This is a genomic window from Bradyrhizobium sp. WSM1417 (genome assembly GCF_000515415.1).
GTDB lineage: Bacteria > Pseudomonadota > Alphaproteobacteria > Rhizobiales > Xanthobacteraceae > Bradyrhizobium.
Genome location: NZ_KI911783.1, coordinates 2486253 through 2510497, shown reverse-complemented (window position 1 = coordinate 2510497; position 24245 = coordinate 2486253). Strand labels below are relative to the sequence as shown.

17 protein-coding genes, 3 pseudogenes and 1 other annotated feature are annotated in these 24245 nt (G+C 58.0%); of the genes and pseudogenes, 2 read left to right on the top strand and 18 right to left on the bottom strand.

What is annotated here, in order from left to right:
• Window positions 1–270: 270 nt before the first annotated feature.
• Together BRA1417_RS40210 and BRA1417_RS43905 are read right to left on the bottom strand one after the other, a co-directional pair.
• Window positions 271–537, bottom strand: a complete 267-nt coding sequence (locus BRA1417_RS40210) for a hypothetical protein (RefSeq protein WP_156948691.1) — start codon at window positions 535–537, stop codon at window positions 271–273.
• A 291-nt stretch (window positions 538–828) separates the two neighbouring features.
• Window positions 829–1083 carry a hypothetical protein gene (locus BRA1417_RS43905; protein WP_156948690.1) on the bottom strand — a complete coding sequence of 85 codons (255 nt, stop codon included), beginning with the start codon at window positions 1081–1083 and terminating at the stop codon, window positions 829–831.
• Between the two features lie 126 nt (window positions 1084–1209).
• Here BRA1417_RS43905 and BRA1417_RS40205 point away from each other — a divergent pair, with 126 nt between their 5' ends.
• Complete coding sequence (locus tag BRA1417_RS40205; RefSeq protein WP_027515981.1) at window positions 1210–1656, top strand: hypothetical protein; 447 nt, start codon at window positions 1210–1212, stop codon at window positions 1654–1656.
• Between the two features lie 200 nt (window positions 1657–1856).
• Here the strand turns inward: BRA1417_RS40205 and BRA1417_RS0111975 are convergent.
• The 15 genes and pseudogenes from BRA1417_RS0111975 to BRA1417_RS40190 form a co-directional block, all read right to left on the bottom strand.
• A protein-coding gene (locus BRA1417_RS0111975) for an IS3 family transposase (RefSeq protein ID WP_156948677.1) occupies window positions 1857–3088 on the bottom strand; the annotation gives its coding sequence in 2 pieces (ribosomal slippage) (window positions 1857–2797 and window positions 2797–3088; 1233 coding nt in all).
• Window positions 2688–2804, bottom strand: a sequence feature (AL1L pseudoknot). (Overlaps the previous gene by 117 nt.)
• A gap of 992 nt (window positions 3089–4080) precedes the next feature.
• Entirely contained in the window at window positions 4081–4674 is a 594-nt protein-coding gene (locus BRA1417_RS0111965; protein WP_027515980.1) for a hypothetical protein, read from the bottom strand.
• A 222-nt stretch (window positions 4675–4896) separates the two neighbouring features.
• Window positions 4897–5040, bottom strand: a complete 144-nt coding sequence (locus BRA1417_RS44740) for a hypothetical protein (protein WP_198034819.1) — start codon at window positions 5038–5040, stop codon at window positions 4897–4899.
• A gap of 847 nt (window positions 5041–5887) precedes the next feature.
• Window positions 5888–7239: pseudogene (locus tag BRA1417_RS40200) on the bottom strand (M16 family metallopeptidase); the annotation flags it as partial.
• On the bottom strand, window positions 7236–8552 hold the full coding sequence (locus BRA1417_RS0111950) for a pitrilysin family protein (RefSeq protein ID WP_084462202.1): 1317 nt from the start codon (window positions 8550–8552) through the stop codon (window positions 7236–7238). The gene BRA1417_RS0111950 and the pseudogene BRA1417_RS40200, both read right to left, overlap by 4 nt.
• 1524 nt (window positions 8553–10076) lie before the next feature.
• On the bottom strand, window positions 10077–10286 hold the full coding sequence (locus BRA1417_RS0111940) for a helix-turn-helix transcriptional regulator (RefSeq protein WP_027515978.1): 210 nt from the start codon (window positions 10284–10286) through the stop codon (window positions 10077–10079).
• Between the two features lie 226 nt (window positions 10287–10512).
• Window positions 10513–10674, bottom strand: a pseudogene (locus tag BRA1417_RS42640) (helix-turn-helix transcriptional regulator); the annotation flags it as partial.
• A gap of 1702 nt (window positions 10675–12376) precedes the next feature.
• Window positions 12377–14143, bottom strand: a complete 1767-nt coding sequence (locus BRA1417_RS0111930; RefSeq protein WP_027515976.1) for an FAD-dependent oxidoreductase — start codon at window positions 14141–14143, stop codon at window positions 12377–12379.
• 43 nt (window positions 14144–14186) lie between these two features.
• Window positions 14187–15014: a phosphoenolpyruvate hydrolase family protein gene (locus BRA1417_RS0111925; RefSeq protein ID WP_027515975.1), complete on the bottom strand. Its 828-nt coding sequence runs from the start codon at window positions 15012–15014 to the stop codon at window positions 14187–14189.
• Window positions 15001–16175, bottom strand: a pseudogene (locus BRA1417_RS40195) (Tm-1-like ATP-binding domain-containing protein). The gene BRA1417_RS0111925 and the pseudogene BRA1417_RS40195 overlap by 14 nt, the downstream one beginning before the upstream one ends.
• 437 nt (window positions 16176–16612) lie before the next feature.
• On the bottom strand, window positions 16613–16912 hold the full coding sequence (locus BRA1417_RS0111915) for a hypothetical protein (protein WP_027515974.1): 300 nt from the start codon (window positions 16910–16912) through the stop codon (window positions 16613–16615).
• 808 nt (window positions 16913–17720) lie between these two features.
• On the bottom strand, window positions 17721–17927 hold the full coding sequence (locus tag BRA1417_RS43890) for a hypothetical protein (protein WP_156948688.1): 207 nt from the start codon (window positions 17925–17927) through the stop codon (window positions 17721–17723).
• Between the two features lie 153 nt (window positions 17928–18080).
• Window positions 18081–18389 (bottom strand): NAD(P)-binding domain-containing protein, encoded by a 309-nt coding sequence (locus BRA1417_RS42630; RefSeq protein ID WP_256379226.1) that lies wholly within the window; start codon window positions 18387–18389, stop codon window positions 18081–18083.
• 261 nt (window positions 18390–18650) lie between these two features.
• Window positions 18651–19331 (bottom strand): HAD family hydrolase, encoded by a 681-nt coding sequence (locus BRA1417_RS0111900; RefSeq protein ID WP_027515972.1) that lies wholly within the window; start codon window positions 19329–19331, stop codon window positions 18651–18653.
• Window positions 19332–19340: 9 nt separating this feature from the next.
• On the bottom strand, window positions 19341–20930 hold the full coding sequence (locus tag BRA1417_RS40190; RefSeq protein ID WP_245286205.1) for a hypothetical protein: 1590 nt from the start codon (window positions 20928–20930) through the stop codon (window positions 19341–19343).
• A gap of 936 nt (window positions 20931–21866) precedes the next feature.
• On the opposite strand from BRA1417_RS40190, the gene BRA1417_RS0111890 reads away from it, so the two are divergent.
• Window positions 21867–22499 (top strand): hypothetical protein, encoded by a 633-nt coding sequence (locus tag BRA1417_RS0111890; RefSeq protein ID WP_051448478.1) that lies wholly within the window; start codon window positions 21867–21869, stop codon window positions 22497–22499.
• 15 nt (window positions 22500–22514) lie between these two features.
• Here the strand turns inward: BRA1417_RS0111890 and BRA1417_RS0111885 are convergent, their stop codons facing one another.
• The gene (locus BRA1417_RS0111885) at window positions 22515–24197 is read right to left on the bottom strand and encodes a phosphoenolpyruvate hydrolase family protein (protein WP_245286204.1); all 1683 of its coding nucleotides are present in this window, start codon (window positions 24195–24197) and stop codon (window positions 22515–22517) included.
• Window positions 24198–24245: the final 48 nt, after the last annotated feature.

The following is a 24245-nucleotide window of genomic DNA, read 5'->3' as shown; positions in this document are numbered from 1 at the left end:
GTTGTCCAGAAAATCAAAACCTGCACGTCCCTTTAGGTCCACCGCCTAGCTTCGGGCGCCGTATACTGAGATCATCCAGAGCCCTCCGATAGTTCAAGCGAACGTAACCATCCACAATCAGCTCGATTGCGTTTGGCATTCCCACCCCCGTCGTCATCAACTGACACCGAACCGCTTACCTAGCGACACCCCTCGAAACGGCATCTCTTCGCAAATTGTCTCCAGCAGCCGTCAAATGAGACCCTATGGTCAGACCGAGCCGACCTAACATCAGGAGAGCAAGGGGGCAGCACAGTTCAATGGAAAGACCGGCTCCCAATATCGCAATGGCGCGTTGTTCATCCCCGTTGAGATCGGCCCATGAGATGCCTTCCATAACGCGCCTCCTTCGCAAAGAACTATCAAAAATCCAACCGCGCGACCGATTTGTCGCAGCATAGCCATGGCCGCGTCGGTGTACCGACCGTGGGTTAGATATTGATCCACCTGCGCTGTACTAATCAGCGCCACAACGACGACCGTGAAGCCCTTAAACATCGGGCCTCTCCTCTTGAAAGAGACCGCTAACCCGGCATGCCCAGGTTCAAACCACTTCAGGAATTCCATGGCCGCAAATCGCGACCCATATGCAATAGCAATATGGTGAGCATGATTCGTAACAAATTCCTTAATTGCGCGGCCTCAGGGGGCCTCTATGTCGCCTCGTCAGCTTGTCAGTCGAGCTTAGCATTACAGTTGTTTTTTTGATTTGAAGTGGGTGCGTTGAGCGGCAGCCTGGTGAGCTCTGTGCCAGCGGCAGCATCAATATCGAGAACACCGTTGTTGGTATCACCCGTGCTGATGACACATGTCGTCGATTTCATCGATGTGTCGGGTCACAATTACCATCGAATCCATCACCAAAGATTCTTTAATGATATCGACGATGAACCAATAGAAAGACGGAGATGTGAACGATTTAGAAACGATGCTGGGGCGCCAAGACGCGCCCAGCACGAAGGCCGAGGTTGCGGTACGCGAGGCCGCAAAAACTGGAATTGAGGTCGGGCCGCAGTCGACACCGCCGACATGTTCGCCACCCAAGCTGGCTTCAGGGCTGGCTCAGCGCTTGGCCGGAGCCCTGTCTAAAAGTACGCTGTTGCCGCGGAACTTTCAGGGCAACGTGGCTAACTGCCTGTCCTTTTAGATTTAGCTGCCCGCTTCAAGCACATGGGCATCAGCCCGTTCACGATTGCCCAACAGCTCGTAGTAGTTCACGGCCGCCCGGCTTGGTACGGCCAGTTTGTCATCGCGCTTAGCAATGGCAGCGGTCTGTTTGCCCAAGCCCTTCAATTCAAGTTTGAGGGTGAGGGAGACGACTACGGATGCACTGCCTGGACGAACGCAAAGGACGGCACCAACCTCGAAGGCCTCAAAATCACTTCGCGCATGGTGAAGGCCGAGGGCTGGGACAAGAACTCAAAATGGCGGAAGATGGAGCAGCAGATGTTTCAGTACCGCGCCGCCGCGTTCTTTGGCCGTGTGAACTGCCCTCAGTTGCTGATGGGCTACCACACTGCCGATGAAATCGAGGACGCCGTTAAGGACGTGACACCCCGGGCCAGTCAAGGCGCGACGGACGAACTGGCGGACGCGATCGGAGGCGGCAATGGCTGATTGGATTCCGATTCAGATCAAGGCGCCCTCGAGACGAAATCGCTATTGGAGCGGGCTGCAAAGGCTGGGGAAGTGGTAATGCCCCTGATTCTTGGCAGAGTTATCTCGATGACGTGTTCAGATCGCAAGCCGTCGCTAAGAAGCTTGGGTGGGCTATCAACTGAACCGCCCCGGGTTTGCCGGAGGCCATTTGGTTTAAGTTATGCCGCCATGGCGGGTTGTTCCAGCATGGCGTAGTAGCGTTGCTCGGCTTCGGCAGGCGGGATGTTGCCGATGGGCTCCATGAGCCGTCGATTGTTGAACCAGTCCACCCATTCCAGGGTCGCGAACTCTACGGCCTCGAAGCTGCGCCATGGTCCACGCCGATGGATCACCTCTGCTTTGTAAAGGCCGTTGATCGTTTCGGCGAGAGCGTTGTCATAGGAATCTCCAACGCTGCCGACGGAAGGTTCTATACCTGCTTCAGCCAGGCGCTCGGTGTACTTAATGGATACGTATTGGCTGCCCCTGTCGCTGTGGTGAACGAGCCCGCCACGATGAACCGGCCGTCGATCGTGCAGAGCCTGTTCCAGCGCATCCAGCACGAAGCTGGCGTGCGCTGTGCGAGAGGCCCGCCAGCCCACGATCCTGCGGGCATAGGCGTCGATCACGAAGGCGACGTAGACAAATCCGGTCCAGGTCGCGACATAGGTGAAGTCGGACAGCCACAGGACATTCGGCCTTGGCGCCTTGAACTGGCGGTTGACGTGATCCAGCGGGCATGGCGCAGCCTTGTCGCTGCTCGTGGTCTTGACGGGTTTGCCGCGGATGACCCCTTGCAAACCCATGTCCCGCATCAGTCGCGACACCGTGCAACGGGCAACATCGAAGCCTTCGCGCTTGAGCTGGCGCCAGACCTTGCGCACGCCGTAGACCCGGAAGTTCTCGTCGAAGACGCGCCGGACCTCGATCTTCAGCCTGGCATCCTGCCTGCCGCGCGCCGACAGCTTGGCCGGATCGCGCCGCTTTGCCACATGGGCGTGGTAGGTCGAGGGGGCAATCGGCAAGACCTTGCAGATCGGCTCGACCCCATGCGCCCCACGATGATCGTCGATGAAGGCGATCATGGCTTGGACCGGCGGTCGAGCTCCGCCATCGCAAAATAAGCGCTCGCCTTGCGCAAGATCTCGTTGGCCTGTCGAAGCTCACGGTTCTCCCGTTCCAGGGCCTTCAGCTTCTCGGCCATGTCGGTCGGAACGCCGGCTCGCTGCCCGCTGTCGATCTCGGCCTTCTTGACCCAGTCATGCAGCGTCTGCGGTGTGCAGCCGATCTTGGCAGCAATTGATGTCACTGCAGCCCAGCGCGACGGGTGCTCGCCGGCGTGATCCAGAACCATCCGAACCGCACGGTCCCGGACCTCAGGCGAAAACTTGTTCGTCGTCTTGCTTGTCATGGCTCCATCCTCTCAGGAGTTGGAGCCTCCGGCAAACCCGGGGCGGTTCAGGATGCAAATTAAGAAGTCTTTTCGCTTGTTTCCGTAAGGTGTGCCGAATGCAATTCGATAACTACAATGGCCGCGATGGGTGACCGCTTTTCCGTACGCACACTTTACACCCAAGCTCGGTAAAACCTTCCGGTAGGTACGCTGGCGCGTTCATGGAAACCACGCAAGTGGTGAAGCCGCGTGGAGAGCTGATGACCTTGCAATGTGCTCGGCGATAATTTTCCAGGAGGCTTCGATGCCTGATGACTCACGCCCCTGCCCCCGTGGTTCGGGTTTCATGTCCCGCTGGCGCAATGACGCTCGCGGTATTCCTCTCGCGAGGGTTTGCCCGAAGTGAGAGGAAGCGAAACTGGCCAGGTATCGGCCCGAAGTCCTGACCGATAGCCAGTACGAAGCGGATGAGCCAATCGAGGAGCAGTGAATGTTCTGACATTGGTATAGGCACGACTGGGAGCACCAGCAGTGGACCCGGGAAGCACCAGAGCCTGAGAACTCGCCCTGTCCTACGTGCGAGCTTCTGCAATTCCCCTGGGCATCGGAGGACCTGATGACCGCCAAGTTCAAGCCGGACAATGGCATCGTCGATGCACCCCAGCTCGACCTCTTCCGCTGAATGCACCCTTAAGCCCCGTTTCGCTTCTACCCACAACGGGAGGGCACACGTATGGAGGAAGCCATGAAGCAGTGCTCGAAGTGCGGCCAACCGTATGAAGACGTCCTGCCCTGCTGTTCGAAGTGCGAGGGTTACGAGGCAATCGCCTACGTCCCGGCCGGAAATTACATCTCGGTCACGTACCGCAGAAAGCCGGAGAAGAGGCCACGAGCTACTTGATTAAGCTCGAAATGTGCGCCAATCCCTGGTCAGCGGGTTTGATCGTTTTCGACGACGGCCAGGCCAAGCTCAACCGTCACCTGATATCGCCTGACAGGCCGGTTGTGGTTCAGGTCGAAGGGCGAGAGCCTACAAAGACTAAATCGAAGTATGCGCGAGCTTGTGGCAGCGCCTCTACAGCGAGATGGATTTTCGACTGCATCATTCTGCCCAGCCCTCCTACCCCACTCCCGCCACTCGTTGAGAATATCCCGGCCTCACCAGCCGGGATTTTTGTCATCAGCCAAACCGGCACCGTGGGACTAATCCTTCCTGTCCGAGCCAAGAACAATGCCATACTGAAGCGGCGGTGCCCCTCCACCAGCATATAAGCTTTCGGAAACTCACGCGATCGCGCATGCAGGCCGTTTACGCCGCCATTTCTATTATCAAGGACCACTATTGGGAAAGGGAATGTCCGATGTTCCAGCATGTAGCGGGCAGTCCTATATGGCCCCATCTCCTTGCCTTCAACGAGCCATTTGCCCCGATTTAACGTCTTGACGTGTTCATCCCTGAAATCATCATCGTCGGAAAGAATTTTTCCCAAGGTCTCTGCAGCCCAAGACACCTTGTCAAAGCGGTACAGCCTTGAGGGGAGCCAGAAAAAGGATGAATAGCCCCAGTGCTCATGAAGCCAATACCTCGCGACCTCGGGGGGCACGGTCGGGAACTCTTCTTGTGATGTGATCCACTACTCATCAAATTTGCTGGGATCTACGGCGCCCCTCTTGTCTTTTGGAGGGGCAAGGTGTTCTGGATAATCGTCCATAGCTTTGAAATAAGCTCACCGCTTGACCAGATTCAAGAGCTGTGCGCGAGATGACAATGCGCTCTCCAGCCATGGTTGGCATGGGGCCGTTCGTTCGCAAAACAGTCCGGCCCCTCAGCTTTGCTCCTTCACTTTCATGGTCTCCGTCAGCTTCTCCTCGACAAAGCGCAGGATTAGGCGGCGAACTTCCGGGTCTTTGATTTTCCGAAATGACTTAATCAAACGAAGCATCTGCAAATCTTCGAGATACTCAGGCATGGGCAATCCTCCCGCCTTTAATATAGGCCTGATTTGCCGAAATCCAATTGTCACATGTTAATCTGTGCTGCACCTTAAGCAGCCTTATGCCCCAATAGTTACCTTTTTGTTTGACGACTTTCGTTGCATGACTCATGCTGCATGTGCGAACGAAAGAAGACGACTGTGAACTACAAATTTGCTGGTATTGAAGCTCCGGACTCATCCGGGCTCCGCTATTTCAAATAATACATTGATGCTGAAGCCGAGACCTTTTCGAAGGCCGCTGAGGCTGCATATGCCCGAGTGCAGGACGAATTAGAGCTTAAGCCGCTCGCTGTCTAATGGCCCTATCAGTTCTCAATATCGACAGTGCCGTTCTCCCGCGCGGCAGCACTCGAGTGACCAGAATCCATTCGCTCCTCCTCGAGCTAAAGACGACGGCGAATTCGACTGCGGCGCCCGGCCGACAGTTGTGGTCAAACCGGTCTCCGCCGTTAGTCTCCGCAAAACGGGAATATTTCGCGGGCAGGCCGGAGACTTTCCGCAATTTCCGCCTCTGGTTCTGCGGACCAGGAGTCTGGAGACAAAGCTGAAAGCGCGAAACGCCGGGATTTCCGGCCCATTGTCGCGTTGCAGGGCAAGCCTGACCAAATTCAGGACTGCGTGGCTGGGGCGGGAGCGATCGAACCTCCCCTGGTGAAATCAAAATCCGCCGTCTTTATCTGAGCGCTTTTCAAGTTGATTGCGGGAGCCGGATTGAACCAGCGACCTCAAGACGCTCCCCGAATGTCACCTCACGAACACAAAGGTCAATTGGGTGCGGCTGATGGCTCGGCAGCCGACTCAGCTGTGGACGGCGGCGTTGCGGCCGATGGCGCGGTGGTCGACTGGGCTGCGCCAGCGGGGAACAGCCGACAATGACAGTGAGCAGGCCTTGGCCCCACAGCCGCTGTGCAACCCTCTTGGCGTCGTCCAGCGTCACCGCGTCGATGAGCGCGCTACGCTTCTCGATAAAGTCGATCGGCAGCTTGTCGATCTGGTATTGCAGCAGCGCGTGCGCAAGTTTTGACGATGTATCCAGCGCTAGGATCTGCGAGCCCTTCAGGTATGACTTGGCCTCGTCGAACTCCTGCTGAGTCGGGCCTTCCTCGGCCATGCGGCGGACCTGCTTGTCGATCTCCTCCACCGTCTCGCCGGCGCGATCGGCGCGGGTGCCGGTATTGCCGACGAACAGCGCGGAATGATCCATCCAGATCAGCGTCTCACGGATGAAATAGGCGAGCCCACGCTTCTCACGAACTTCGCGGAACAGCCGCGAGGACAGACCGGCGCCGCCGAGGATCTGGTTGACGACATCGGCCGCCATGAAATCCGGCTCGCTGCGGCGGACGCCCGGACCGCCGAAGCTCACGGCCGTCTGCGGCACGTCGAGCGGAACGTAGACGCGCTGCGGCGGCTTTGCCGCAACCACATCGGCAACCTCTGTCAACTGCGCCTTTGCCGCCAGGCTGCCAAAAGACTTGTCGAGCAGTTTGCCAAGCGTCTCTGGATCGACGTCACCGACCACGGCGATCTTGAGCGTGTCCCTGGCAATCACGCGGCGGACATAGTCCTTCAGATCGGGGACGTCGATCTTCGGCACGCTCTCGAACGTTCCTCCGGCCTGCCGGCCATAAGGATGATCGTTGAAGGCGACTTCGAAGAACTTGCGATGAGCGAGCGTTGAAGGATTGGCAGAGTCATGCCGAATGTTCGCGAGCACCGCCGCACGGATCCGTTCGACATCGGGCGCATCGAAACGCGGCGAGGTCAGCGCTATCCGCAGCAGGTCGAAAGCCTCATCCTTGTTGTCCTTGAGCATGCGCAAGGAGCCGCGAAACTGGTCACGGGACGAGGTAAAGCTCAGCTCAATGGCGCGGCGGTCGAGCCGCTCGTGAAAGCTCTTGGAATCGAGATCGCCGGAGCCTTCGCCGAGCAGGCCGGCGACCAGGTGACCGACGCCGGGCTTCTCAGCCGGATCCTGGCTGGCGCCGCCGCCGAAGGCATATTTCATCGCGATCAGCGGGACGGTGGCCTCCTGCACGAACCAGGCTTCGATGCCGCCGGGCGAGATCAGGCGCTGGATCTTGGTAGCGCAAATCATGGTGCAGAGCCGAGCGTCGCGAGCGCGAGCGAGGCCCCACCGAGAACGGCACGCCTAGTGAGAGAATAGGTCACGAGCGCTTCTCCTTGGGTTTGGGCGCAGAATCCTTGATCAAATAGCCGGTCACCGAGCGCTTGTTGTCGAGCCAGTTCTGCGCGGCCTCGCGCACCTGCTCGGCGGTGACGGCTCGGATGCGGTCCGGCCAGCTTCGGATATCGTCGATGCTGAGCCCCGTGGTGAGCGCGGTGCCATAGCAGCGCGCAAGCGTCGCTTGGTCATCCTGGGCGTAGATCGCTTGCGCCATCAACTGGGTCTTGACGCGCTCGAGATCCTCGGCGCGCCGGGGATTTTGCGTCAGCTCGGCGATCACCTTGTCGATCGCGTCCTCGATCTGGGCGAATCCGACACCAGGTTTCGGCGTGGCCGAAATCATGAATTGCGATGCATCAAGCGAGGTGCGCTGGTAGTTTGCGCTCGTGCTGATGGCGAGCTGCTTGTCGATCACCAACACACGGTAGAGATCGGAGTTGATCCCGCCGCCCATCAACTGCGCGAGCACGTCGAGCGCAGGGCTCTCGCCTGCGGCCGCAGTGCTAGCCGACGGCACGAGATAGGAGCGGCGCCAGGTGGGCTGCGCGACGCTGGGATCGGAGAGCGTCACGGTGCGGGGGGCCGCGGGCGTCGGCTCCTGTGGCCGCACGCGCTTCGCGGGGATCGCGGGCTGTGCAGGAATGTCGCCAAAATTCTTTTCCACCACCGGGCGGATTTCCTTGGGATTGACGTCGCCGGCGATGATCAGGATCGCGTTATTCGGCGCGTAGAAGCGCTTGTAGAACGCGAGCGCGTCCTCACGGTCGAGCTTCTCGATCTCCTGGCGAAAGCCGAGATTGGGGCGGCCGTAGGGGTGGTTGAGATAAAGCGCCGCCCTGATCTGCTCGGTGAGCCGCCTATCGGGATTGTTCGCTACGCGCATGTTGAATTCCTCCAGCACCACGTCGCGCTCGGACAGCACGTTCTCATCTTTGAGAATGAGGCCGGTCATCCGGTCGGCCTCCAATTCCATCATCTTACCAAGCTGCTCGCGCGGCACGCGCTGGAAATAGCCCGTGTAGTCGGGGGAGGTGAAGGCATTCTCCTCGCCGCCGACGCGCAGAACGGTCCGGGAGAACTCGCCTGGCGGATGCTTGGCCGTCCCCTTGAACATCAGGTGCTCGAGGAAATGCGCCAATCCCGATTTGCCGGGGGTCTCGTCGGCGGAGCCGACCCTGTACCACATCATCTGGTTCACAACCGGCGTGCGATGATCGGGGATCACCATCACCTGCAGGCCGTTGTGCAGCGTGAAGCTCGCAGGTGGCTCCGAGACGATTGTGATCTGTGCAAGCATTAGAGATCCACATTCTGCAGCGGTCGATCCCGACAAGCAGGGGAGCCGCACGGCGTAGCAAGCAGGAGAGCAAAAGCCGGGCCAATCGCCTGATGCTTCCGTGCGCGGACCGGGGACGCAAAACGACGCGTGGCGCGTGCTTTCCCTTATGAAAGCCAACCCGCACTTGCTTGCTATGCGCCAAGACGTTGCAAACACAACGTTGCGCACAAAAACGCACGACAACTCGCCGCCTCGCGCTTGCCTAAATCCTGCAACGCCACATACTGGAGGCTTGATCTCGCGCCAGAGGCAATGCTCCGCTGTTTCGCGGCCGCTCCGGTGCCCGCCAGGAAACATCCAAAGCTTGTCGCGGCGCAGCCGCACCAGGAGTACCCGGCCGTTACCTGCCACCAGAACGGGCAAGCGATCATCGGTTCGATCGATCAATATGCCGAGAAAGCGTTTGGCAAGCGAGACTATTTCCTAAATAGGCATCCGGTTTCAGGGGCCGGAGCGACCAAATCCCGAGGTCGGCGTCATCTGGATCTATGGCGCCGGCGAACACCGCGTCGTGGCCCTTAACCGACTTCGGAATCGAAAATCTGTTCGAGCATTGTCCCGATGCACAAGAAACTTCGACTTGGCTCAAGCGCTGGCCGCCCGACTAATACAATGCGCCTTGGCCTACGCTGGACGCCTGACAGCCTGCCGCACACCGCGCAGCGAAAACATAGGTTGGGCAACTGGATGCCGCGATCGGCGTCTGATCGAAGCTCGCGGGCCGTAATTCCCGCGGGCCGCGATGTTGGAGCAATTGACTGGGGCCCGTCGGTGTCAGCTCGATCGGATAACGCGGCGAGAAAGACGTCTGCGTCCGCGAGACCCCGAGAATCTGTCGAGACGATAACTGCGCGGCTGGGCCGCCTTGACGCGTGAAAACAGCAATCACTTTCTCAACATCCGCGATGCGGATGACGTCCCCCGATGCCGCGAGGACACACTGAAGCTGCGCACCGCAATGGGGAAGACGAGTTCTTTCATACGTTATAATTCGCGAGATCTGCGAGAAATTGCATACCTACTAGAGTGATGGGTACCACAGTTCACTGTTCTATCCGCTTCTTTTTCCTGTGCGGCGGATCAATCCGGAGCGCATGGCGAAGGCAATCGCCTGCCGTAGAATCTCCGGTCGCGGCGGAGCGGAGCTGCTGCTCGACCCTTGCGTCTATATCGACGTCCTAGAGGGCCGCACGCCAATCAGATCTGGCTGCGCGCTGCGGCGCCGGTTGGCGTGAAGGTTGCCCGCTTCAGCCTGAGACTTACTACCTTCGATCAGAACCGGGCCTATAGTGGTGCGCCCCCACGACTTTCTGCGAAATAGATAAACGTCGTTCTCGTAATAGCCCCGGAATTTAATTATACCTCTGCGTTCACAACGAACCACTACTCTCTGCAGATGCGATCCCATCTCATGGAGTAGCCGTAGCGCCGTATGTTATACCTCGCCGTCGACACAAGTGACGGCAGCAGCACTCCAGTACTTCAAATAAGCTTGAGGCGCCGCGCCTTGATAGCACACTGGATTCGGGTGGTCACTTCTAGCTTTCGCATCGCGTTCTTGAGATGAAAATTGACGGTGTTCTCGCTGACTCTCAATATCACCCCGATTTCCCAGGATGATTTGCCCTCCTCTACCCACAGCAAGCACTGTTTTTCTCGTGCGGACAGCACAACGTCTGGCACGTCGACCATGTGTTTCTCCTGGGGGCGAGACGACTGGAACGAGTTTAGCAAATGCCGTACCACGCGATGGCGACCGCAAACTCTCCTGCCAAGACAAGCCTTGAGGAGCACCGATCAGCCTGGGAAGCTGTCGATTCAACTGCAGCACCATCTGCTATCGAAGCGATTGCGACATACGTCGTAAACGCGACAGCGGTGGTTGCAACAACGGCACACTTGAGATCCGGGATTTAGCCTAGGCATGGGATCGGGTGGTCACTTCTAGCTTTCGCATCGCGTTCTTGAGATGAAAATTGACGGTGTTCTCGCTGACTCTCAATATTACCCCTATTTCCCAGGATGACTTGCCCTCCTCTACCCACCGCAAGCACTGTTTTTCTCGTGCGGACAGCACAACGTCTGGCACATCGACCATGTATTTCTCCGGGAGCCGAGACGACTGGAACGAGATTAGCAAATGCCGTACCACGCGATGGCGACCGCAAACTCTCCTGCCAAGACAAGCCTCGAGGAGCGCCGATGAGCCTAGGAAGCTGCCGATCCAACTGCAGCACCATCGGCTATCGAAGCGATTGCGACATACGTCGTAAACGCGACAGCAGTGGTTGCAACGACGGCACACTTGAGATCCGGGATTTGACCTAGGCATGGGATAGGTCTCCTCATCCTGGTAAGCGCCAGCATTATGTCCCGCGCTTGCTCCAGCGCGGTTTTCTGCATGACCCCACAGAAGAAGCGGAGCGGACCCAGCTACATCGTCCGGCTCCAAGTCAGAGGTTGTTGGAATTACCGACAATGACGTGGAAGACTGGGTCTGTTCGCGTAAATAGCTCGACGACTCATCGAGACTGGATGAGTTGATAACGAACTTTGAATAAGATCAAAGTCGCTAACGCTATGCGGACCAGGTTCCGGGCGGATACTACTCACTCGAATGTCGCCGCGCAATGCTTGGTCCATCTCATGATGCGCACCGATCACTTGCATCGCGTGATGTCGGAGGGCGTCAGAAACGGGTTTGATCAGTCCTATTTGCACGCCGCAGCTATCCAGCAGCCATACCTGCGCGCTATATTTGTTTCTTGCCGGAGAAGCCTACAATCTGATTGCCTCATACCGACTATCGTTCGGGGCGGAGGCATGAGCGGCAAGGACGAAAAGACTCCGATCGCGGCATTAGGGCGGCCAAGTAGCCGGAAAATTCCGCGTGCCGAAGCGCTGTCGCAAGAACTGTGGCATGCCGCCGCCCGCGACGTTCGACATCGATACGCTGCCGGGCAGCTCTAATTTGGACGCCATTTGGAGGCCGCCGCGGTTATCCGACGCACGCCCGGCGCGCTGGAGCAGTGGCGGCGGGATCCGAACCACCCGCTGAAATGGCGTCACGTCGACGGCCAATCTATCCTATCGATGCGGTACGCGACCATCTGGCCAAATGCGACGAGGCTACTAACAATTGGTTTGACGATATCGCAACAGAAGACCAACGGATTTCTTTCATTGTCGCTGGACGGCTAAAGCCTGAACAAGGAGCAGACTAGCTAGCTATGCCCTTCAATAGCAAGCCGAAGCGCTTTCGGGATGCGCTGCGGTTTTCCGCCTAAAATGAACGCCACGCGTACACGCGCGGGGTCCCCGGCAGGTCTACACCCTCGTGATCCCGGATCATGCCGCCGACAAAGACGCGCCCGACAATTCCGCTGTCCCCAGGCCTTTGACACTCAGGTGTACGCGAGCATCGTCGATGCATTCCCCCGATCGCTCGGCCGAGCTCTCGTTGAAGCGTGCGGATCGAGACATATGCGCGCGCATGGTCGTCCCGCGTTCCGTGACTAAAGTTCAGCCGGAGCGTGTCTGTGCCCGAAAGGTAGAGAGCACGGATCTTGTCAGGTTCGGCGGTTGCCGGACAAGGATTGTGACGATCTTAGCATAGCGCGAACGACGCATCGTGAACCCTCTTAGTCAAAGATGAGATGGCCACGTCCGAGGACGTCGTTCGGATCTGCTTGCCGATGCTGCCTTGATCACGCGCCACCCCCGCCTGTTGCCGTCCTACCTACTACATGCCGCCACGCAGCCGAAAACAGTGCACGTGGCGATCATGCTCCGGAAGCCGCGCCCTCTTGCCCTTGGTGAGCCGATCGCAGGATGCTGTTGACCGCGCGGTAGGCGAACACGATGGCCGGGCCGATCGTGATGCCCGCGCTGGGATAGATTCCGCGCATTGGCGAGGTCATATCATTGCCGCAAGCATAGAGACCCGCGATCGGCCTGCCCTGTCCGTCCAACAACTGTCCGCAAGTGTCAGTTGCCAATCCAGTCGCCGTTCCAAGCGTTGCCGGGACGATCGTGAGCGCTATAAATGGGCCGTTTTTGATCGGTCCGAGATTTGGATTTTTCGTTCCCATGGCCGGATCACCGAGCGTGCGGTTGAAAGCCGATTCACCGCGCTGGAAAAGCGGATCGCGTCCTTCAGCAGCGTGCGCGTTATGCTCTTCAACCGTCTTTTGAAGCTCTCCAGGGTCCAGTCCCAACTGTTTTGCAAGCTCGGGAAGCGTGCGGCCGATCTTGATGTAGCCGAGGCGCGCATATTTTCCGATGCTCAACGTCCAGGGCCAGGGGAGCAAATGTCCCATGCCTCGCGAGCGGACGAAATCCTGGTCGCAGACGAAGTAGAACCGTTTGTCCGCGGGATATCCGCTTTTGAACATTCCGAGGCAAATGTCATGGTACGAATTGGACTCGTTGACGAAACGTCTGGCATTCGGCCCCACGGCGATGACACCGGGACGGCCGCGGTCGAGCCAGCCATACGGAACCACTCGCGAGGAGCTGCCACTCTTCAGGATCGATACAGGCGTCCAAAAGCCGGCGGAGGCGACGTTGTTGTCAATCGCCCCTCCAAGCCGGGTCGCGAGCGTAATGGCATCACCGGTGACATCGGGATGCGCCAGGGTGTCGTCGTGCTGGTGGGCGCGGCTGAGCTCTGCTCTTAGTTGGCTGTTGCGAGCAAAGCCGCCTGTTGCGAGGATGACCCCGTGCGAGGCGCGCACGCGAATGATAGAATCAACCCGCTTGACGATTGCCCCGCTGACCCGTCTGTCTTGCTTGACGAGTTCTAGGATGGGCGATGTTGGCCATATCTCGACGCCGTACTTGCGCAGGCTCACCAGCAACCGCGCGATCAGGGCGTTGCCTCCGCGGAGCTCGGTGCCACGCCTGTAACTTAAGCGATCTCGCGTGTAGCCGCTGACGCGACGCAAGACATGCTTCAGCGACGCAAACGATTGGAACGGGTTCAGGAAGCTTCTCACTTCGCTGGATGAGATCATCATTCCGCCGAGCACAACACGGATGGGGTCGCCTATCAGATCGAAGTCGGTGCCGAGGAGCCGCCCATCATAGGGTGCAGGGCTCAGTGCGCGGCCTTTTTCGAGCCCGCCGGCTTGGCTCGAATGATAGTCAGGGGCAGAGGCTAGCGTGAACTTGACCTCTGTCCCATCCTCAAGTGCGGTAAGCGCCGTTGGGCCGTCCTCAAGATAGGCATCAACGAAGCCTGCGCGATAGTAGGTGCCAAGCTCATGCTGCAGGTAGGTCCTCGCCTGCGACAGCGAATCATCGATCTTCGCTGAGCGCGCCTGGGCCGAACAAGGAACCCAGATCATGCCATTCGACAGCGCGGTCGTGCCGCCAAGGCGGGCGGATTTTTCGCATACGGTGACCCGCAGTCCGGCCTTTGCCGCATAGAGCGCCGCGGACAGTCCGGCCGCACCGCTGCCGACCACGAGGACATCAGTCTCGACAGTCTGTTCCGGCCTGCTACCTCGGGGGAGTGCCGCTATGTTGTGTTTGCCTGATTGGCCCATAGGCTTGTTCACTCCAGCCTTGCTGCGATAATTTGCGCTCAGATCAGTGCCGCGGAAGCGAGACAGCTTTGAATTCCTCAGCCGCCGCCTTCACTGCCCGTTCGATTGGAATTCTTTCGATGGAGGAGGCGCCGACGAACCCGACGCATTGCGTCGATCGGTAGACCTCGACCGTATCCTGCGGCTCCGCGACAGCGCCACCATGACAAAGCAGGATGACATCGGAGCGGACGCTTCTCGCCGCCGCGTTGATGTCGTTGATGCGCCTGATCGCCTCTTGAATGGACTGGCCCTGCTCATGACCTACAAGCCCGCCACGGGTTGCGCCGACATGGGCGACGATGCAGTCGGCACCTACATTCGCCATCGCTTTGGCGTCTTCTGCACTTGCGACATAGGCGAGCGAGAACATGTTCTTCTTGCACGCAGCAGCGATCATCTCGACCTCGCGTTCGAAGCCGAGGCCCACGCGGCCGCGGCGGTCACGCCATTTTTCACCCATGGTGGAGATGGTCGGATAGTTGATCACGCCGGAGAAGCCGGCCGCCCAGAACCTATCGAGAAGCGCATCAAGGTCGAGCCGAAGAGGATCCCACGCTTCGACGCCGCCGATCACAGGCACAGAAGAGACGACGTTGCGGATTTCTGCTGCAAGCTCGAGTGTACGCGCGTTGGAATCACCGATCCGGCTTGTTGGAAGCCCCATGAGGCGCGAAAGCCCGGTGCTATAGACCACCAGGATGTCGGCCCCTCCGAGGGCGGCACACTTCGCGACCAGCCCGCAGCTGCTCCCGGCGGCAAGAACTGCTTTCCGGTCCGCTATCTGGCCTGCGATCCTGGAAAGGATTTCGGTTCGCTCAAACATCCGCATCGGATGTGCTTCCTTGCCTCAACTGTTTGAGGATCCACGTCGCCGCAGCCTCGGCGAATTCGGCATCGTTGATATGGCAGTTCAGTTCTCGTACCTTGATGCGGGGGTGGATATTGTCTTTGACTGCATCGAGCCAGGCTCTGTCGGCATCAACATCACGGAAAATGCCGCCCTCGCGATCATAGTCGGAAACGCCTTCCCGGGGCCAAAACACTATCGCAGGCCCATCAGCCTGCGACAGCCGCTCGGCCGTGAGCCGACCGACGCTCGCGTTCTCCGAAGCCGTTTGCGCATGAGCGTCGTGTAAGGTGTATGGGAGTAGAGCTGGCGGCCGCGAAATTGGTCAGGCACGCTGGATGGCGGACCAAAATTGACCATATCGATCGCGCCAGGCGCGATCACTTGCGGGAGCAAATGGCGCGACGCCGCTTTGAGCCGATCCGAGCCTGCGCTTGCGGTGCCCCCAACGATTTCGTCAGCGAGCTCGGTTGTAGTTAGATCGATCACAGCGTCGAATTCGCCGGCTGCGATGAGCTGCTCCATCTTGCGGCCGCCAGCTCCGTTGGCAGGAAACACGATCGCATCTGCGCCGGCATCTGCAAGGCACGCCACGCAGTGATTTGCTGCAAGCGTCGTCACGCCGAAGGCCGTGATCGCAACGATCTTCCTTTTACGCGCGTGTTCGGCGGGCGCATGCTGCATGGCGGCAATGGCCCGCCCCGCATTCTCCAGCACGCGTGCGGTAAAGACGTTGATGCCGAGGAGATCGACGAGGCTCGGATAGAGCATGATATCGTTATGGACGGCCAATTCGGCCAGTAGCGCTGGCCTGGCACTGCTCACCAGCAGCTTGGGGAAGCCATAAGGCAAGTCCGATACGACCTCGCCGAAAACTGCGCTCCCCTTGCCACCCGCTATCCCGACGATCGCACTGATCGCGCCTGATTGGAGCAGGCCGTCAACCTGCTTGCGCGAGCTTGCGGCGATCTGTTTCAGGAGCTCGGCAGGCGAGGCGACGCGAGCACTCTTGCTATCGACCTGTTTGTCTCCGGGAACCAAGTTCGATGTACCGATGTCGATCAGGAGGGTTTTGCGGCCGCACGCCTCGATGATGCCCGAAAGGTACGACGCTTCACCGCCCTTGGTATCTAGCGTCGCCACGATCGCGACCGCGCCCGCGCCCGCAAGCTCGGACGAGTTACCAACCCGGACAGACCTCTGGTCGTCCGTGCAATGGTGAGACACGGTATTCCTCCCGGACTATTCCAAACACAGGCGGTCTTAGACCGGGCTGAAATCGGGAATAAGATGGGGGTTGAGTGCAGTTGGGTAAGATTGGGTAGGGGTGGTGAGTGCCGCGGAGCTGCGCCCGGACGCGCGTTCCCGGAATTCTACGTACCGTCTTTTTGCGCAGCCTTTCAGAACATTCCATGCTCGCTAAGGTTAGCTATCATTGAATGGAAGACTGCCCTTTTGGAGCTTGCGCGCTAGCTGCATCGGAATGCTCTCTCCCCTCTATGAACCGATAATCTTCACGGATCTGTTCGCGCGCCGCGCGGGTACTGCTCAACTGTGGAGGGTGGCTGGAATCACCGGGACTATAAACTTCCGCCATACCCGGGATCGGCGTGATCTTCGACCAGCAGAATTGCGTCGAGCGTCTTGGCCAACGGGCATACTCCCCCTGCTCCCCACCACATCGCCTTGGTCCGACGTGACACGTATAGTGGCCCGTTGAACGGCTTGGCCCCACCCCGCGCACCGGCACCATCCACCCATTGCTCGCTTACGGAAGTCGACAGGCGTGGACTCCCTGTTAAGATCATGATCGACGCAATTTCTGCTGTCCGCGAACGAACGATAGCCGCGCTCTTGCGCATCATCTTGTCATCAATCATGGGCCGAGGTTTTCCGCCAATTTTCAAATCCCTTTGCGAGTTGACGAGAACAGTCGAGATCGCCCCTGGAGGGATACTGCGGTCTCTCGGATCGGCTGTCCGGTGCCGGATTGAGTGTCTTTCGCCACTCGTCGGGGACCCTTCCGTGACTTCGCCAACCCGCGCCCGCTTAGGGAGGCTCAAGACAGTTTCCGAGCCTGACAAACCTTTGGCCACGTACCTTGATTAGATCCGCCCAGGCGAGACCCAGCGCGTCAGAATGGCAAGACATCCATACGGGACTAGCTGCCGAAGATTCTCTCGCAGCTCGGCGCGGCGTCGATATCGCGCATGATCGCTTTACGTGAAGCACCCGCCCATGAGCATTCCCAGCGGCTGATCACCGGGAGCAATCGGCCTCACGTATTTGTCGATCAGCTCCGTCACTGTGCGCTTGGCGACGGCCCGGTGATTGGGGTCTTTGTCAGAGATGGCAGCCGCAGTGCCGACGCCGCGACAATGCTAGTGGCGCCGGTATCCCTGCTGGTGTTGGGCATTGTCGGATCGTCGAAGTCCCAGTCGGCAACGGGCCCCACGGGACTCTGGTTCGCCCGCAACACGAGCACGCGAGCCGCGCCACAATGGCTCCCTCGAGCGGCTTTTCGCGGTGTGAGTGCCACCTTCTACCACCTGCCGCTCGTGCGCGTGGAGTGATCCGATGGTTATCACTGGAACACTGACGTGCGCAGGCTGACAGAGGCTCGCGGCCCTGTCAGCTACACCTGTCCATAGCAACGATCTGCACTCTCTCCGTGCTTAAAGTCCGTTCTCAATCGCCATCAACAGTCCGAAGATCTCTATCGACGGGACAGGAGAGATGAGGCAGCGTCAGTTCGCCTTTGGCCGCAACAACTGAGACATTTAGTTTGTGCGCGGCGGCGGCCAACACCGGCACCGAAACTGGACTCTCGCCCCCTGGGCGCACCGCGCATTCAATATCCTTTTGCGGAATTCGCAATTGAGATCGCCAGAACATCGGGCTTCTCGACCAACAAACAGGCCGCGAAGCCTTGAAATATTCCGGTGTTAGTGGAGCCGCGACTAACCAGAGAGCGGAGCATTACGAGAACGATGTCAGGACCGCACCCAAATTGGCAAACCTCCGCGGCTACCGCCGCTATCCCCATCGTCATGCTGTTGTAAACAAGCTTGACCTGTGACCTCGTCCGACATCGCCGACATGAAGAACGGTCTCACAAAATGCGGCAAGAATGCGTTCAGCCGCAGGAAAACGCTTTTCATTCAATCCTAGGATCGCGTAGAGGCGGCCTAACTCTGCTTGTTCGGGGCTCCGCGTCAGTGGAGCATCTATAAAGCTCAGGCCGCCTTTTTGGGCTTGCTCAGCGAGTGCAACCGTCGAAGCAGGATACGACGTCGAGCAGTCAATCATTAAACCTCCTCGGGCATATGGACGAACAGTCCGTCTTGCCCAAGGCAGACCGCCTCAACCTCGCGGCTGGAGGGCGAGGATAACAGAACGGCACTTACATGTCGCGCCAACTCAGCGATTGACGGATGTTCATGAGCCCGCACCAGTCAAGCGATCCGCACCGAAGCGATTCTTGTTGGCTTTGAGATGCAAACAATTTGCTGACGCAACAGGCTGATGCCCATACCGGTCGTCCAACGCCGATCAGGTCTATTCTCTGCCTCACCGTTTAGGAGCGACGTTGTGTGATGATCCCTTGCCAATCATGATTTATGCATTCCGCAAAAACCCATGGCTTCGTAGGATTGGCAACAGCTCATGATGGTTCTTAATCGTGTAGTCCGGACTTGCCGCCCGCAAGCGCGACTCAGAAACGAATCCCCCGGTAATAGATACACTTATCAGTCCGAGATTCCGTGCAATATCCGTTTCAACCGGCATATCGCCGATAATGACGGTTGAGGCCGGCTTCAAGTTTTTCTTCTGCATGTACAGACGAAGCCGCTCTCCTTTGCTCATCGATTTGTATTGAGTGTCGCGGCTTTCGAAGGCGAGCACGTCGTCGATGTAGTCATTGATTCCAAGTCTTCTCAACTGGGAGCGCAGAGGGTCGACTATGTGGTTGCTCACGATGATGGACGAAGCCGCTTCTCGACGCGCCAACTCCAAGACTCTGCGCGCGCCCTCGCGCAGATCGGCTTTATCGGCAAGACGTTCATAGGCGTCGTGAAAGATTGCACTGCCATCGCGATCCACCGTCGCAAGCTCGTCTTGCGACAGTCCCAGACTGCGATAAAGAAGAGATAGCGGAACGTCGCAATGTTCCCGAAACGTCTTCATGTCGATCGCTGCACGACCAAAGCGAGCTAGTATCGCATTGGTTGTTTCGAGCAGTGCGTAGGCATCGTCGAGCAGCGTGCCATTCCAATCGAAGACGAGAACGGGTTTCATGATCTGACCTCAAGCAGGGATTGATTCCGAATAGGGAAGATCGGCCACTAATTCGTGCAAGTTCTCATTCGCGCGCCTCTGCCCCGCAGGGGTTGGCATCTCAAATGTAAACGGTGACAAATCGACGCCGTCTTGGCTGCCTGGCAACAGCGACACTAGAAGTGGAAACGGCAGATACGTTATCGTGGCTGCGTTGATGGACGTGGCGATACGACTTTCGATGATTTTGAGAACTTGTGGCTCCATCTTGTGAAAGCGAAGGCTTTGCGTGCGCTGTTCGGGTGGCAATCGTTTCCATATCCGCCAGAATGCCAACTCATCTAGTGTATCGATGCCCATGCCATAGTAGTTCGGAGCCAGTATGGGCGGCGAACCGATCGCCCAATGTACGGCTTTGGCCCCAGCGGCTAGCAACATATTCGTAACAGCCTGACTGGTGTCGCCACGAATGAGGGCCTCGTCGGCAATGATTATCGTGCTTTTAGCAACGCTAGGTCCCGAGACGCGGTACTTTTGAGCAATGCGAGACTTTCGCTGGCTGGGTGTACCGATGAGAGTTCGCTGAAGGAATTGCGTTGCGACTACTTCCCGACGCTGGGCGAACAGGCCGTATTCGGCGAGAGATGCAAACAGACCATCAGCGTACGGTCCTCCGGTATGCGGCATCGAGGAAACGATTGTGAGCGGGGAGTCTGGCTCTCCTTGCAATCGCTGCGCAACAAGGCCACCAAGGGCGACACCGATGTTGTACCGGGTTTCGAAATGCGATCGGCCTTCAACCGACGTTTTTGGATTTCCCAGATAAAGAGATTCGTAGGCGCAGAGTTTGGCTTTGTGTCGCCTGTTGCTCACGGAACGATCAACACAGCCCCCCGTTTTTCCGTCTACATACTTGATGTGTCCCGGTAAGACTTGCTGCGTCTTACCCTCTAGACCGGCGAAGGCACAATTTTCCGAAGCAAATAGCAAGAAGCCGTCATCTGTTTGCATAGTTTCCAATGGTCGCAAACCACATCGATTACGGTATGCAACTAGAGTTCCTTCACCGTCCAGTAAGAGCGCGCTAATAGCACCATCAATACGGTCATCAACGTCGCGCAAGACGTTTTCATAACTAACGGGCAGACCGTGCCGCCAATAGTCTCTTTCACAAGAACGTTCGATCCATTTGAGCAAGAGCTCAGCATCTGTGTTGCCGCCTAACCTGTAGCCCTGGGCAAGCAATTCTTCCCTGAGTTCACGGGCATTGACCAAAGCTCCATCCAGAGAAATTGCCAAATGGCGGCTGGTGCCCGCATTGTGGTGGATTGGCTGAACTTCGCCGCCATCGCTGGTTTCTCGGCATCGGCTACGAATGTGGGCAATTGCAACATGGGGCCTAAACTTCGGATCCTGCTCATCGTACTCAATGCGCACGGAATCGCATGATGGCTCAAGCGCTCTCGCATATCGAATACCTTCCTTGTTCATGAAAGCTGCAACGCCTATCTCCGCCTGCCCACGAAGTGCTAGCTTCGGAAGCATGTGCTTCAGCCGATCATAAACCGTCGCCCGCGAATTGCTTGAAGAGCATAGAAACGCAGCAGCAACACCGGACATGCTATTAGCCCCGCTTGTTCGAAGAACTGATGTGACGGGTCCATCACAACAAAGCGTATTTAACCGCCAAGGCGCGCAGACGTGGTTCCGCCTCTCATTAAGCAAGCGCCGTACCAGTGCTTGGGTGAATCGGTTTGCACCGCCAGAGCAACCTAATTCGGGAAACATCAGCTATTTGGTTTGCTGGATGATCTCGCGTCGTCCGATTCCCGACACGTTGTCTGAAGCGCGACGCGTTAGTACGACAAGAGCCACGCTCTGACTGTAGTCATCTCGGTCCCATCGTCCCACGGGCACGTTCGCGCTCAAGCTAACGTGCGACGCAAATCCTCACACGTGGTCGAGCACGACGATTTCGAGCCGCTTGACCCGCGTGGCGGGCAAATCTCTGGGTCCTTGGTGGCAACTCTATTTCGGTCCATACTGCGAGAGGCAGGCTGATACCCGAAGTGGTGGAAGCAGGTAAAGCGCGTGCCCTCGAGATCGCAGATGTGATCGCGCCTCCGCGTTCGTTGGAGCTTGGCAGGGCTTCCGTTCTCGCCGCCTACCAAACGACGCTGCATACTGGCGTGCAATTTGAGCGGCTAGCGATCCGGGTTGCACCGCCAACAGGAATAAACAGTATTGTTTGAGGGCGGTCACCAAAGTACGACGCGAGCTAGGACTTCTCTCTTCGCATCACCGGGATTGAAAATACGAGAGGATCGATTTCATGAAACGTGCAATGCTGGAGCAGGCCGAATGGGTGGAAAGAAAGCAGACGAGCCCGGTCTGCCAGCGGATCTGCCCCGGTCGATAAGAAATCGGCGATAGTCGTTTGGCCTGAGCCTCTTTGGGTTCAGTTCCCGTTGGAATATGTGCCAGCCAGCAGAAGTTCGGCCTGCGCGCACATCTAGATCAGGCCGAAAGCACGTATAAGATAGGTGAGAGATGCGGATGAGTAAAATCGGGTCGAATGGGGTAAAGATGATAGCTGTCGGCAAACCTGCCACTGTTCTGTCGAGCGCCCGTAAGAGCACATCACTCGAAATCTACGCACCATCTTTGCGGAGCCTTCCGAAAGACTCCATGCTCGTCATGGCCACCTTGCCTATTATCGACTGGAATGACTGCCTGTTGCGAGACTTGAAAAACGCTCCCAAGAGAAGACGCGTCCACATGTACGCGGCGATCATGATGCTCGACCCGTTCGCGTACTGGGACGACCTAGCCGAATTATTGAGAGATGCCGGAATTCTCGGAGTAATAAACTTCCCGCCTGCCTCTATGATTGAGCGGTCGACGACTGGCGAGCCAATCGATGCCGGACAGGAGCTGGAACTTCGGCGTATGGAATGGTTTGCGAGCCTGGGGTTCAAGAGCTTGTTCGCTGCTGCTAAGGACTCTGAAATCATATCGGCAGAGAGACGACTTGGTTCGCATCTCCACGGGATTGTCGATTTCCCGGAAGCGGCTCTTGAGCTGAGGATTGGCGACGAGATGGAGCTGGTCAGCCTTGGCCAGCACAGGTCGTCGATGCCAAAGTTCGCGCTCTTGGACGCGAGAGCTTCTAAGCGGCCCGGGCCCTAAAATTGAGGGCGACTGCTACTCCAAGATCCTCAGCTTCTTGATCTTGTTGTAGAGCGTTTTTCTTGAAAGTCCCAGAGAGCGGGCAGTCCTCCCGCGATGGAGCCTGTTTCGTTTCAACCCTTCGATGATCCATTCGCGCTCGGAGAATGCCGATGTGGGCTTGCCGGGCAGCGCGGCGTTCAGCAACGGCTTGAGAACCTCGGCGACTATGTGGGTATCTTTCAGGGCTACAAGTTGGTTGACGATCTGGCGCAATTCCCTCAAATTTCCGGGCCAATGATGGCCCGCTAGCGCCAAGAACGCCGACTTTTCGATTGCCAGCGTTTGCGCGTTCGAATCGCCCTTGGCCTCGACTGTAAAATGCTGAATCAGCTGCGGAAGGTCCTCTAGTCGGTTTGACAAAGCGGGCAGCTCTATGTCGAGCCCAACAAAGAAGGCAAGAAGGCGGGGACATAGAACACTTTCCAAGCCTGCTCCACGGGCCACTGTTGCGGTTGCGATGATCTTGGCGTTGGACCTTACAACGGGTATGCCGTTCAGCGGCGTGAAACTACCCGTCTCGATATAGTCGGCAAGACGCTCTTGCCCATCCCGCGACAGCTGATCGGCATGCATCAGCAGGAGCGCAGAATCGCTTGCGGCTTCCAGGAGCGACAGTTGGCGTCTCCTGTTCTCATCGCCCTCAGTGCCGAACAGCGCACCGATCTTATTGATTGCGGGACCCGGCCTGCAATCAAACAGCGCCGCCTTCGTGTTTTTCCGGTCGCTGAAGGCATGAATGAGACTTGCAATTTGCCGCTTCCCTGATCCCGCCTCACCCCACACCAACACAGGATTGGGGCCGCCAGCCAAACGCCTTGCGGTCTCGAGGACGCGCTTCATGATTGAGGACTGCGCAATTATGCCGTGCCTGACGCCGCTCAACTGGAGCTGGCGCTCGAGGAGATCGACCTTCTCGCGTAGCAAGTGAATGGTCTTAAAGCCGGAAGTGACCTCAAGGACCGACATTTCCAATGGGACGCGATCGAGCGAAGAGCCGCCAATGAAGCCCTGGATACCTGTTTCGCGGCAAATATCCAGCAATTCGTCAGGCTTTGTAATAGGTCCGCCGCCGAGCAGGCAGATTGCGCTCTTGTCGATGGATTGCGCCACACGCGCAACGGCGCTCGTGCGCGCGGCAAGCTCCGACAGGCTGATCGGTGGGGCGGCGGATCCGGTTTCGCCCCCCCGGTTGAGATTGAAGTTGATGCAGATGGCCTCAGCTCCTGCTTCGACCATGCGTCTTGCTTCGGATTTGGTCCGGGTGTAGCCGATGGTCATCAGGCCACGTCTGGCAGCTTTCACCAGGAGCTCGATTTCTCGCGCATAACCAAGACCGGACTTTTCCAGCAATGATCTCCTGTAGTCGTCGATGTGGATGACGGACGGGAAGTTGGTAACCCCGGAGAAGCCCCATCTGATGATGTGGTCGAGAAAGCGGTCAATATCGAGCTGCGGATCGAAGGTACAGGCCCCGAAAAATACCGGCAGTTTCGTGCTGGGCAGTATCTCGGTCCGGCCGAAGCCGGCTACAAATTCATTGGTATTGCGGATTGGAAGAATTGAGGCCGGCGAAGAGCCGCCCATCGCGCGAAAACGGCCGGCGTTCAGGGCGAGAACGAAGTCCGCCCCCGCGAGTTCGGCGGCTCTGGCGGTCATCCCCGATCCGATTCCCGCCCCGAGCACAAACGAACGGGAGTTCCGGAA